This is a genomic window from Clostridioides sp. ES-W-0016-02, assembly GCF_020641035.1.
GTDB lineage: Bacteria > Bacillota > Clostridia > Peptostreptococcales > Peptostreptococcaceae > Clostridioides.
In genome coordinates this window covers 956,251-969,873 of the sequence record NZ_CP061361.1, presented here as the reverse complement: position 1 = coordinate 969,873, position 13,623 = coordinate 956,251, and the positions used below count along the sequence as shown (strand labels likewise).

11 protein-coding genes and 1 pseudogene are annotated in these 13,623 nt (G+C 27.9%); 1 reads left to right on the top strand and 11 read right to left on the bottom strand.

Translation table 11 applies throughout. The annotated features are described in order from the left end of the window. Positions 1-200: 200 nt before the first annotated feature. The 6 genes and pseudogenes from IC758_RS04830 to IC758_RS04805 form a co-directional block, all read right to left on the bottom strand. Positions 201-1,706 (bottom strand): DUF1846 domain-containing protein, encoded by a 1,506-nt coding sequence (locus tag IC758_RS04830; protein WP_227436738.1) that lies wholly within the window; start codon positions 1,704-1,706, stop codon positions 201-203. Between the two features lie 261 nt (positions 1,707-1,967). Next, positions 1,968-2,318, bottom strand: a complete 351-nt coding sequence (locus IC758_RS04825) for a DUF6483 family protein (RefSeq protein WP_227436740.1) — start codon at positions 2,316-2,318, stop codon at positions 1,968-1,970. A 223-nt stretch (positions 2,319-2,541) separates the two neighbouring features. Beyond that, positions 2,542-2,733: a hypothetical protein gene (locus tag IC758_RS04820; RefSeq protein WP_054272897.1), complete on the bottom strand. Its 192-nt coding sequence runs from the start codon at positions 2,731-2,733 to the stop codon at positions 2,542-2,544. Positions 2,734-2,853: 120 nt separating this feature from the next. After that, positions 2,854-3,769, bottom strand: a pseudogene (locus IC758_RS04815) (ComEC/Rec2 family competence protein). A 170-nt stretch (positions 3,770-3,939) separates the two neighbouring features. Continuing rightward, on the bottom strand, positions 3,940-5,436 hold the full coding sequence (locus IC758_RS04810; protein WP_227436744.1) for a 4Fe-4S dicluster domain-containing protein: 1,497 nt from the start codon (positions 5,434-5,436) through the stop codon (positions 3,940-3,942). 262 nt (positions 5,437-5,698) lie between these two features. Continuing rightward, a complete protein-coding gene (locus IC758_RS04805; RefSeq protein ID WP_227482949.1) occupies positions 5,699-7,189 on the bottom strand; it encodes a 4Fe-4S dicluster domain-containing protein in 1,491 nt (496 codons plus the stop codon). Positions 7,190-7,655: 466 nt separating this feature from the next. Here IC758_RS04805 and IC758_RS04800 point away from each other — a divergent pair, with 466 nt between their 5' ends. Beyond that, a complete protein-coding gene (locus IC758_RS04800) occupies positions 7,656-7,856 on the top strand; it encodes a cold-shock protein (RefSeq protein ID WP_227436749.1) in 201 nt (66 codons plus the stop codon). Positions 7,857-8,029: 173 nt separating this feature from the next. Here IC758_RS04800 and speB read toward each other — a convergent pair whose 3' ends face one another. The 5 genes from speB to IC758_RS04775 all read right to left on the bottom strand — a co-directional run bounded on the left by speB (position 8,030) and on the right by IC758_RS04775 (position 13,567). Continuing rightward, on the bottom strand, positions 8,030-8,908 hold the full coding sequence (speB, locus tag IC758_RS04795) for an agmatinase (RefSeq protein WP_227436751.1): 879 nt from the start codon (positions 8,906-8,908) through the stop codon (positions 8,030-8,032). Then, positions 8,898-9,749, bottom strand: a complete 852-nt coding sequence (speE, locus tag IC758_RS04790) for a polyamine aminopropyltransferase (protein ID WP_227436752.1) — start codon at positions 9,747-9,749, stop codon at positions 8,898-8,900. The genes speB and speE overlap by 11 nt, the downstream gene beginning before the upstream one ends. 35 nt (positions 9,750-9,784) lie before the next feature. Continuing rightward, the gene (gene speD, locus IC758_RS04785; RefSeq protein ID WP_227436754.1) at positions 9,785-10,198 is read right to left on the bottom strand and encodes an adenosylmethionine decarboxylase; all 414 of its coding nucleotides are present in this window, start codon (positions 10,196-10,198) and stop codon (positions 9,785-9,787) included. A 60-nt stretch (positions 10,199-10,258) separates the two neighbouring features. Then, entirely contained in the window at positions 10,259-11,734 is a 1,476-nt protein-coding gene (locus IC758_RS04780) for an aminotransferase class I/II-fold pyridoxal phosphate-dependent enzyme (protein WP_227855788.1), read from the bottom strand. A 528-nt stretch (positions 11,735-12,262) separates the two neighbouring features. Then, positions 12,263-13,567 carry an MATE family efflux transporter gene (locus IC758_RS04775; RefSeq protein WP_227855789.1) on the bottom strand — a complete coding sequence of 435 codons (1,305 nt, stop codon included), beginning with the start codon at positions 13,565-13,567 and terminating at the stop codon, positions 12,263-12,265. Positions 13,568-13,623 lie beyond the last annotated feature (56 nt).

The window sequence follows — 13,623 nt, the reverse complement described above, 5'->3', positions numbered from 1 at the left end:
GTAAAAGCTTTACAATAGGTATTCCAAGGAACTAAATTAAAATTCCTTATGGATAACAGTATATATATTAATTTAAATGGGATGTTTTAAAAATAAAAGACTGCCTTATACAAGACAGTCTACTGATTTTATTATAATTGTAATGGACTGCTCAAACTATTACTTTAAAACAGCCCATATTTTTTTGTATAATTATATTTTTAGCTATAGTAAAGATTTTGTGAAGGATACTCTGGGTCACAAGTTACATCTATACCAAGCTTTCTAAATGTTTGTTCATCATCTCTATTTAATATAGTAGTAGAATGTGCTTGACACCCTTTTAATAAAGCTAACTTTTCCATAGCAAATTGTGCAGTTGGATTAGTTACAGCACAAATACTAAGAGCAGTTAAAACCTCTTGACAACTAAGTGAAACATTTCTACTTGCTAAAGTTTTTGTTTTTAAATTTATAATAGGCTCTAATATTACAGGTGATATTAAGTGCATATCATCAGATATATTAGCTAAATGCTTAATTGCATTCAGTACTGCTGCTGCTGTTCCATTCATTAAGTCAGAACCTTTACCAGTTAATATTGTCCCATCTTCTAATTCTAGTGCCACTACAGGACAAGTATCATTTTTATCAGCATTTTCTTTTAACTTATTACTGTAATTTCTAGCAGGTAAAACAACGTTTCTATCTTCTGGCTTTAAATTAAGCTCTTCCATAATCATTTTCATTCTATCATAAGCACCTTTATCAACTTGTCCCTTTTTATACTCACAAGCAGTTTTAAAGTATCTTCTTATAATTTCTTCTATAGAAGCTTTTCTTATTACTTCATCATCTATTATTCCAAAACCAACTCTATTAACACCCATGTCAGTTGGAGATTGGAAAATTGATTCTTTTCCAGTTATTTTTTCTATTATTTTTTTTAGCACTGGGAATAACTCTAAATCTCTATTATAGTTTACTGACATTTCACCATACGTTTCAAGATGGAATGAATCTATCATATTTACGTCTTTTAAATCTACTGTAGCTGCCTCATAAGCTATGTTTAAAGGATGTTTCACAGGTATATTCCAAACTGGGAATGTTTCAAATTTAGAATATCCAACTACATTTCCTCTTTTATTTTCATGGTATAACTGACTTAAACAAGTACCAAGTTTTCCACTATTAGGTCCTGGTGCTGTTACTACTACAATTGGCTTTGTAGTTTCTATATAATCATTTGCTCCATATCCTTCATCACTAACTATAGTTTCAACATCTGAAGGATATCCCTTTGTTGGATAATGTTTATAAACTTTGATTCCTCTACGCTCTAACTTATTTATGAATACAGTCGTTGCAGGTTGTCCCTCAAATCTAGTGATTACTACACTGTTTACATCTAGCTCATAACCTCTTAAATCATCTATTAATCTTAAAACTTCCATATCATAAGTGATACCAAAGTCACCTCTTATTTTATTTCTTTCTATATCTCCTGCATACACACAAATTACAACTTCAACTTTTTCTTTCATATGTTGTAATACTTTTATCTTTGCATTTTCATCAAACCCTGGAAGTACTCTTTTTGCATGAAGGTCTCCCATTAATTTTCCTCCAAACTCCAAATAAAGCTTGTCAAAATTATTTACTCTTTCTAAGATATATTTAGACTGCTCTTCTAAATATTTTTTGTGGTCAAATCCTATTTTCATCTTAACACCTCACTAAATTAAATTTCTTTTTGATAACAGTATATTTATATATATTTTTTTAGTAAAACATCTTATAAAAAAATGTTAATACTTTTTCACTCAAAGTAATATTATACATTTAAGATTAATTTTTTTCAAGATAGTTTTATGGTAAATAAGATATACTTATATTATTAATAAAATAAGAATATTATATTTAAATATATAAAATATAATATTCTCATCTTAACATTAATTTATTTTAATATATTTATACATGCTTTATTCTAAATTTAAAACTTTCCTAATATCTTCTATCCCTTGATAAACTTCTTGTTTAGAAAAATTCATAGCCTCTAATTCTTCATCAGTTTTTTCCATAAGCATAGTATAAAATTCTATTGCTATATACTGCATATTTTCACTATTTACAGTTTTAGCTTTATCAAATAAAATTTCTTCTGCTTCATTCACATTTCCCTGGAAAACTAATCTTTTCAAGGTTATTAATATAACTTCTTCTTCAGTATTATATACTAAATCTTTCTCTTCATATTCACTGTATTTTTTCCCCAATAAGAATCTTGCAACCATCAATTTTATCTCATTGAAAATCTTATCCACTATAGCCATATTTACATCTCCTATAAATAAAATTTATTTTCTTTTTAATTATACCAAACTTTATAGAAAAAATTATTGTATGTAAATAAAATGATGAATAAATAAATTTTAAATAATAAAAAAAAGAAGGTAGCGGGGGATCTCCGACTACCTTCAAACACTAGATTGTGATTGGTTTGGTATTTTGTTTATACCCACCATAAGCTTTTTTAAATCATTTAAATTGATTTTTTTAGCATCCACATCCTCCATCAAAACCGTCACCACATTCGCAAAGTATTAATAATAATATTAAGAAAGGTATCCATGCACATAAGTCCATCTCAGCCCAACAGTCTTGGAATGCTAAGAATAAGAAAAATAATATTATTATCCACCAAGCACATCCGCCAAATCCGCCTTCACCAAAAAATCTATCCAACATAATATGTTACCTCCTAGTTATTTTGTATGTGGAGTTTCAGCTCCTAAAATATACTATGTTTAAGGTCTTATATTTGCTAATGATTTTTTTAAATTTTTTTATACAATTTTTCAGAAAACACTATTGACTTACACTTAATTTATTTCCATCACTATCTATAACTATCTCTCCATTATTAAGTAAGAAAAGTTTTTATATCTAATTTTTTTAATATTTCTAATACTTCTTTATCAGGTTCTTTTTTTTGTGAGCAAGTAATAGCAGCATATTTTGGTGAAATAGATTTTAAAAATGCTTCACTTAATTTATCATACCTTCCATGATGAGGAATTTTCACAAAATCGTATTTTAAAGTATTTTCACTTATAAATTCAGCTAAACGTTCTTCTTCTGCATCTCCTGCAAATAAAAAATTGTGTGTGCCATAATTTATACTAGTGATTATTGAGTAATCGTTTGAACTCTCATACTCACTTTTTAAAGCTGGTTGTATGCTTATATTTGCATTATTAACTACAATATTCATTTTTTCTTTCAATATTATGGGCTCTATACCAGTTTTTTTAAGTGAGTTAACATATTCATCATATTGTTTACTGTCTTTTTTATAATTTGCTTGTATTAAATTATTCACTTTAACACTGGACAACACACTATCAACTCCACCTATATGGTCTTTATCTAAATGAGTTAAAATTAGATAATCAAGTGTATTTATTCCTTTTTCTTTTAACTTATTAACTATTTGTTCACCATCTTTATCTTCTCCTGTATCAATCATTATGGCTTTTTTGCCTATCTCAATTAATATGCAATCTGACTTTCCAGTATTTAGTATAGTAGTTTTAAATGCAGTATTTCCTATATCATTTTGAATATTATTTTGACTCATACTATTTTTCTCACTATCTAAATAAGATTTACTTGTTGACTCTGTCTTACCATTAGCAGTTACATTTACTACAATCAATAGAACTGCAATCAAAGATACTGTTGTAATTAAAAACATGATGTCTTTTAATATTATTTTCTTCATCCAAAAGCTCCTATAAATTTTATTTATTACATATTTATAGTATAGCAATGCTGACATAATAAAATACACCTAGAAAAAGGGCAAATTCTAGGCATATTTGTGGCATTAAATATAACAAATAGTTTAGTTTTATAATTGTAACTAAGTATTTTTTAAAATATTAATTAATACTATCTTTCTAAATTTAAATCTTCAAACTCTTTTATTTTATCATTAGATAAAACACTCTTCTTAGTTGACTGTCCATTTTTTCTATCAAAAGTATTTTTAGCTTTTGCACCTGATAAGAACTTACCAGCTCCATTAATACAGCCTTCTTCGCACATCATTCCTTCTATAAAATTACCTTCTAATCTACCTAATTTAGCCATTGTCATTGTTTTCTTAATTTGTCTTGGTCCAGAAACTTTTATAGGCTCAAAATCAAAACTGATACCTTTTTCAGCAATATAATTTTGTATTGATTTTGTGAGCCCACCAGATGCTCCAAATCCTCTTCCAAAAATTGAACCATCATTTATATCATCATTTGAGCATTTTGACAAATCTACATTAAAAGCTTCAAATAATGCCATTAATTCTTCAAAAGTAAGTACATAATCTACTGCATCTTTTAAACATTCCTCAGTTGCCTCACTCTTTTTTGCAGTACATGGACCTATAAATACTACCTTAGCATCAGAATCAAATTTTTTTACGAATCTTCCTGTGGCTACCATAGGTGATACTGTAGAAGATATTTTATCAACTTCATCTGGGAACATCTTCTCTATATACTTAAAGAAGCCAGGACAACATGAATTGGTCATATACTTATCTCCAGATTTTATTCTTTCAATAAATTCATTACTTTCATGAACTGTAACTGCATCTGCTCCACAAGAAGCTTCTATCATATCTATAAATCCTAGTGATTTTACAGCATTTTTTAATTGTCCATATGTAATATTACTATCAATTTGACCTGTTATTGCTGGAGCTACTATAGCATACATATTTTCTTTTCTTGCAAGTTTTTTTGCAACTGGTGCTATCAAACTCTTGTCACATATTGCTCCAAATGGACAGGCTGACATGCATGCACCACAATTTATACAATTATCTTCATGTATCATAGCCTTCATAGTATCCCTGTTAAAATCTAACGCCCCAGTTGGGCATACACTTTTACATGGTCTTACAACTTCTGAGATAGCATCATATTGACATGAACTTTTACACATTCCACAAGCTTTGCATAAATCATGGTTTATATAAGCTCTTCCATTTATATAAGAAATTGCTCCAAACTTACAAGCTTCTTTACATCTATGTGCCAAACACCCTCTACAAAGTTCTGTTACTGTAAATTCATTTATTGGACATCTATCACATGCAGCTTCTACTATATACATAATTTGCTCATTAGAACCTAAATTTACTGAATCTGGATTTATATTTTCATATTTAGCATTTGGTGTCAAACTCAGTGCAAGCTGTGCTCGTTCAAGAACTACCTCTCTCTCTTTATAAACGCAACATCTATATCTTGCTTTCTCTCCTTTAATTATTTCATATGGAATTTTTTCTATATTTTCTTTTGTTAAATTTTCTTCAATTGATAACTTTGCTACAACTGTTAAAACTTCATGTTTTAATCTTTTTAGCTGTGTTTCGAACTCAAACATAAGTACTCCTCCCTATAAATCACCTATTTCACCTATATTTATACTATTATGTATATTGTATTTTTTATTTATTTCCATAAATTATTATAACACAGGCATAGTTTTTGTTAAGTTATATACAAAATATTATATATCTAATTTTTATTTTAAGTACTTAAACATCTTGATATAAATCTAAATAAAAATAGAGTTATCCTAATGTTAAATTACAACTTAGAACAACTCTATTCTCCATCTATATTTTTTATGATTATCTATAGATTTATTTTTCTAGATTTATATCACTAAAATCTTTTATTTTTGTATTTGCTAAAACACTTTTCTTAGTTGATTGAGAATTTTTTCTATCAAATGTAGCTTTAGCTTTTGCTCCTAGTAAGAACTTACCAGAACCATTAATACATCCACCTTCGCACATCATACCTTCTATAAAGTTTCCTTCTAATTTCCCTAAATTAGCCATAGTAATTGTCTTCTTAATCTCTCTTGAACCAGAAATTTTTACAGGTTCGAAATTAACTCCAATACCTTTTTCAGCAAGATAATTTTCTATAGCTTTTGTAAGTCCACCAGCAGCACCAAAGCCTCTTCCAAATATTGATGCATCATCTATATCTTCATTTGAACACTTAGCTAAGTCTATATCAAAGGCTTCAAATAGTGCCATTATTTCTTCAAAAGTTAGTACATAGTCAACAGCTCCTTTTAATTCCTTTTTAGCTGCTTCATTCTTTTTAGCTGTACAAGGACCTATAAATACTACTTTTGCATCAGGTTCATAATTTTTTATAAATCTTCCACTAGCTATCATAGGAGATACAGTAGAAGATATTTTTCCTACAAGGTCTGGGAATGTCTTTTCTATGTAACCAACAAATCCTGGGCAACAAGAGTTTGTCATAAAAGTGTCTCCTTTTTCCATTCTTTCAGCAAACTCTAAACTTTCATGAACTGTAACTGCATCTGCTCCACAAGCTGCCTCTAGTACATCGACAAAACCTAATGATTTTATAGCATTTTTTATTTGACCATATGTAACATTTGCTTCAACTTGACCTGTTATAGCTGGAGCTACTACTGCGTACATTTTTTCTTTTTGTACTAATTTTCTAGCTACTGGAGCTATCAAACTCTTATCAGATATCGCTCCAAATGGGCATGCTGACATACAAGCACCACAGTTTAAACATTTATCTTCATGTATCATAGCTTTCATATTTTCTCTATCAAACCCTAAAGCATTAGTTGGACATACGCTCTTACATGGTCTTACAACCTCTGAGATGGCATCATACTGACAAGCTTTTTTACACATTCCACAAGCCTTACATAATTCATGATTTATATAAGCCATTCCTCCAACATGTGTAATAGCCCCAAATTTACAAGCTTCTTTACATCTATGTGCTAAACAACCTCTACAGATATCAGTTACTGTAAATTCATTTATTGGGCAACTATCACATGCTGCTTCTAAAATATATATTATTTGTTCATCTTCTCCTACATCCATTGTATCTAAATCTATTTTATCTTGACCTGGCAATAGTCCCATACTTACATTTACTCTTTCAGATATTATAGCTCTTTCTTTATAAACACAACATCTGTATGTAGGTTTCTCGCCTTTTATTATTTCATATTGAATATTATCCATTGCTTCTCTTGTAAGGTTATCTTCTTTTCCAAGCCTAGCTATTGCAGTTAAAACATCATGTCTTAATTTGTGTATTTGTGTTTCAAATTGAAACATGTTAATACCACCCCCGTAAATAATTTTATACGGTATTATTATAGCATAATATTTCCTTTTATTAATATATATGTAAAATATTATATATTTAATTTTTATTTTATCGAATTCATATATTGTTTTTTTATTTTATTATATAATAATAGTGATATTTCTGAAATTTCACTATTTTTAAATTTTATTTTTAACCTATTTTATAATATTTTTTATTATTTTTTTAAATTTTATTTTTTATTTTTCAATTTATATATTACATTTTTTGATATTAAATTTACCAGACTCTCTCAGATTTCTATTTTATTTTCTTTCATTATTAATATATTTTTTAATAAATTTTTTTAAATTATAAAATTGATTAACTTTTTTTAAAATTTCAATTGCTTTTTTTTAAAATTTATGCTATATTAATAGAACAGACTTAATTTATTTAGTTTGTATTTTTTAATAAAGCGGAGGTTTTTTTATAATGAAAAACGGAATAGTAAAATGGTTTAATAGTGAAAAAGGATTTGGATTCATATCAGTAGAAGGAGAAGATGATGTTTTTGTACATTTCTCAGCTATACAAACTGATGGATACAAAACTTTAGAAGAAGGCGAAAAGGTTAGCTTTGATATAACTCAAGGTAATAGAGGACCTCAAGCTGAAAACGTAAATAGAATATAATTATTTAATTTAAATATATATATTTTAGAAAAAGGAGCTACATAAGGCTCTTTTTTATTGTTTAAATTTATTGTTTAAAAAATAAAGAAGTTACCTTAAAAAAGTGCTAAGCTTAAAACAACTTATTTAAAGTAACTTCTTTATTTTATAGTATATTATTTATACAGACTTCTCTACCTAAATTTACTTGATATTATTAAACATAATTCTCTCAATACTTTGCATGCTATAACTGTTGATACTCCTGTCGTATCATAATCAGGGCTAAGCTCTACAATATCACAACCAACTATATTTATATTAGATTTTTTTATAATCTTAAAAACATCTTGAAATTCTCTATAATTTATACCACCAGGTTCTGGCGTGCCTGTTCCTGGAAATACAGATGCATCCAACACATCTAAATCTATAGTTAAATAAACATTTTTCCCATTCAATTTATTAATTATCTTTTCAAATGTATTTATTCCACCGACTTCCATATAGGTATGTTTTTGTTCTATTGCAAACTTAAATTCTTCTCTTGTTCCAGACCTTATTCCAAATTGAAATATTTTATCATCTCCAACAATATCCCATACTCTTTTAATTACTGTTGCATGAGAATTTTTACTGTTATTATATTCTTCTCTTAAATCTGTGTGAGCATCAAAATGAATTACATACACATCATTATACTTCTCATAAACTGCTTTAAAGGCTGGTAAAGTAACTAGATGTTCTCCACCAATCATAAATGGAATCTTTAAATCTTCAACTATACTAGCAGTTTCATCATATATTTCTTTCAAAACTTGTTCTGTATCTCCAACACTAATTTCCAAATCTCCATAATCACATATATTATAATCTTCTAAATCCAAGTCTAAAAAAGGACTATATGTCTCAAGACCATAAAATTCTTTTCTCATTGAGCTACTTGCAAATCTAGCTCCAGGTCTATTTGAAGTAGTTCCATCAAACCCTACTCCAAACACTATCAGATTTGATTCTTCATAACTTTTATCCATACCCATAAATGTATTTATATGATAGAAATTACTCTTCATTTAGCATCTCCTTTACATATTGAGGTAACATAAATGAACCTAAATGGATATCACTATTATAATACTTCGTTTTTAAATTTAATTTTTCCCAGCCATCTCTATCTTGATTCTTTATTGGGTCTAGTTTTTTTGAAGCAAAGCCAAATAACCAATGTCCAGATGGATATGTTGGTATATGTGCTTGATAAACTTTAGCTATTGGAAATATCCCTTTTAACTTATCGTTGGCTCTTTTCATTTCCTTAGCATTAAACTCGAAATAAGGACTTTCACTTTGATTTACCAAAATTCCATCATCAGTTAGTATTCTATAACAATCTCTATAAAAATCATTTGAAAAAAGTCCTTCTCCTGGTCCTATTGGGTCAGTTGAATCTACTATTATAAGGTCATAAGATTTGTCATAAGCTTCCTTAACAAATTTAACTCCATCTTCAAAATATAAATTTACTCTTTCATCATCTAATTTACACGAACATATATCTATATACTCTTTAGACACATCCACAACCATTTTATCTATTTCAACCATATCAATTTTTTCTATTTTAGGATAACGACTTAACTCTCTTACTGTACCGCCATCTCCACCACCTATAACTAAGACTTTTTTAATATTTAGATTTGTAGCCATAGGAACATGAGTTATCATGTCATGATATATAAACTCATCTTTATATGTCACCATCATTAAACCATCTATTGTCAGAAACTTACCAAATTCCTCACTATCAAACACATCTATTCTTTGAAATTCAGATTTTCCTTCAAACAAATGTCTATCTACTTTTATAGAAAATCTTACATTTTTTGTCCATTCCTCTGTATACCAAAGTTCCATATAATAATCCTCACTTTCATTTATCTATTTTACGTTTATACTGCTTCAGGTTTATGAGTGATTTTACCTAAATCTTTTTTTGAATATTTTTTTATTTTTGTTGTCAATCCTCTTGGAATTTCTGTGGACTCACTTCTTTCTGATTTTAGAAGCTGTTCCAATAATTCAAAACTTTTCCATGGGTCTATATCACCACAAGTGAAAAAATCCGCCGCTGCATAACCATATTCAGGCCAAGTATGTATTGTCAAATGAGATTCAGCAATTATTACAGCACCTGAAACCCCCCAAGGATTAAAATGGTGAAATACAGAATCAACAATTGTAGCCTTTGCGTTTAATGCTGAATCATTCATAAAATTTTCTATAAGATGTGGGTCTTTAAGTATACTCTCATCACAGTTATAGTATTCTACTAGTATATGTCTTCCTAGTGTTTCAAATTTCATTTCAATCCCAACTCCTTTTACATATTTATATGTACTATTGTATTTATCCAATAACACAATTTATTTTATAACGAGTATTGTATCTAAGTTTTTATCTTGCATATCAGTCAAATATGCATTACTCTTTTTTAAAAAAACAATATACTCCATAATTTCTTTTGTTATTAATTCTCCTGGAGTAACAATTGGTATGCCTGGTGGGTATGCCATTATTGATTCTCCACAAATTCTACCTATGCATGACTTAATATCTATGCTTTCTTTAGATGCATAAAAAGCTTCTCGCGGATTAAGCTCAATAGTTGGATTTATTTGAATCATATTAAACTCATTTAACTTGGTTTCTTTTCTATAATTTTTTTCAATTATAGAAAGAGCCTTAACCAATCTGTCAATATCTGATTTGTTGGTTCCAATAGACACAAGTGCCAAGATATTGTACAAATCGCCTAGTTCTACTTGAATTGAAAACTTTTTATACAACAAATCATACACTTCAAAACCAGTTAAATTTAACCCTTTTACATTTATACATAATTTAGTTTCATCTATAAATTTAACACCTTTTCTTTTTAATATTTCGGTAGACAAAACATCTATTCCATCTATTTTATTTAATCTAGCTTTTGCATATCTAGATAAATTTAATGCTTTTGATAATTGTTCTTCTCCATTTTCAACTAGGTTAACTCTTGCTCCATCTATACTTGCCATAAGTAAATAAGATGCAGATGTAGACTGTAACATGTTGATTGACTGAAGTACTTTTTCAACTCTTATATTTTCTCTATTCAATAAAAGTGCTGAAGATTGTGTCAATGCTCCTCCAGTTTTATGTATACTTACAGCCACCATATCTGCTCCTAAACTTATTGCAGAAGGAGGTAAATCTAAATGAAATGGAAAATGAGCACCATGAGCTTCATCTACTAATACTAAAAGATTATTTTTATGACATAATTCTATGATGCTCTCAAGGTCTGCACAAGCACCATAATAAGTTGGATTAAGTAAAAATAAAGCTTTTATATCGCAGTTTTTTTCTATTTCCTCTTTAACTTTATCAATAGTAATATTTAAACTTATACCTAATTGCTCATCAAATTCTGGTTGTATAAATATTGGTATTCCTCCACAAAGTATTAAAGCATTTATTACTGACTTATGAATATTTCTTGGTAGCAATACTTTTTCTCCTGGATTTATTACACTTAAAATCATTGCATGTATTGCTTGTGTAGTACCATTAGTTATAAAGAATGCTTCATCAGCCATATAAGCCTGTGCTAATAAATCTTGTGCATTTTTTATGACTCCAGTTGGATTAGATACATTATCCATAGTGGGTGATGAGTTTATATCCATTTTCATGAGATTTTCACCTAGATATTTATTTAATATATCTACACCTCTATTTTTCACATGTCCAGGTACATCAAAGCAAGCTATATCTCTTTTTGAATATTCTTTTAATGATTCCAATAATGGAGCACATTCATAGTTCAATTCAACTGCATTTGCGAACTCACTGTCCATGACTTTAAATTCATCCCCTCTCTATATTCTAATATTTTCATTGTTTTTATTTATTATTTCTATTTTTTATTTTTACTTTTATTAAACTCATGATATTTATTATATTAACAAACGAGTATTTTTACAAGTATTTTTTTATTTCATATCAAAAACCTATACCTTAGTGTTATCAATATTTATAAACTTTTATATTTTTTATTGTTTATATTAATTTTTTTTAAAATTAGTATTTGTAAACTTTCTTATTTTTAGTCAATTTTTTATTTTTATTTTTTTCAAGTTTTACTAACGCTTTAAGTTTAATATTTTTAATTAGTATGTATTCTATTACTAAACTTTTATACTATTTTTATTTTATATATTAAAATCCATAGTTTAGTGTAACTAAATAATTTTCATATTTGTAGATTTAAATTTTTTATAAAAATTATTAAAATTTAATCTAATACTATAGAATAAATTCTATTTGTACAAACAAAAATAGAGTAGTAAATAAATTCACTACTCTAGATTTATAGTATCATAACATTATAGACTTATAGCATTTTTTGTACATTCCTTTATATTTGCTACTTTACTCATAATTATAACTGTTAAAAGTTCTGAAACAGCCATACTTACCCATATTCCATTTACTCCAAATAACTTAGAAAAAACAAGTAGTATAATTGGCAACAGTAGGATTGAACGTAAAACGCCTATAATATTAGAATGTACTGGCATTTCTATCGCCTGATAATACATCATAGTTGTCAAATTCTTCCCAATCATAAGATAGGCTAAATTAGCCATATTAAGTGCAACATAGGCCATTAAAATAATTTCTCTATCACTTGTAAATATTTTTATAATTTCTTTTCCAAATAAAAAACATATTACTGTAAACATTATAGATACAAAGAAACTCATTTTTGTTGCCATATTATAATAGCCTAACATTTTTTTACTTTCTTTAGAACCAAAATTATAGCTTATAAGTGGTTGAACACCTAAAGTTATACCCATTAAGAGATTATAAATATTAGTAGTTACATAGTTTACTACAGCATAAGCAGAAAGACCTACATCTCCAACAACTCTTGTCAAAACTATATTATGTGCAAGTATAATTATTGAAAAAGCACTCTCTGCAAAGAATGAGGGAAATCCTATATTAAATAATTCTTTTAAAACACCCTTTTCTATCTTTGCTGAACCAAAAGATAACTTACCTTTTTTAAACATAAAATGAGGTAACATTATTATAAGTGTAGATAGTTGACCTAAGCCACTTGCAATTGCTGCACTTTTTACACCAAATCCAAGCTTAAATATAAATAGATAATTTAAAGTTATATGAAATATTGTTCCTGACACAGTAGCTATCATAGCAAGTTTTGGTCTTCCATCATTTCTTAAAAAACTACAAAAAACAAGACCTAGCAAATTTGGTAGACAGAAAATAGCATAAAATGTTAAATATTCAGAAGATAATCCTACTAAATTTTCTGTTGCTCCCATAATTCTAACTATATGCTCTGAAAAAAGTATACAAATTATTGTAAGAGATAAACTACCTATTATTAAGATTTTTATCACTTGTCTAAATATATTTACAGCCCTTTCATCATCTCTAGAACCAAATTTTTTGGAGACTAGTACTCCTCCTCCAACTGCCATTAAACTGGATAATCCTAAAAATACCATTACAAGAGGCATTACTATACTAACAGCTGTAAGTGCTGAATCGCCTAGTCCTTTTCCCAAAAATATTCCATCTAATATTGTATTAAATGATGATACAAACATAGCAAGAGCTGATGGTATAGCATACTCTAAAAATTTTTTTGCCATTAAAAATCTCCCTCCCATAGATTATTATAATAAATATTATTTCACTATATAAAATA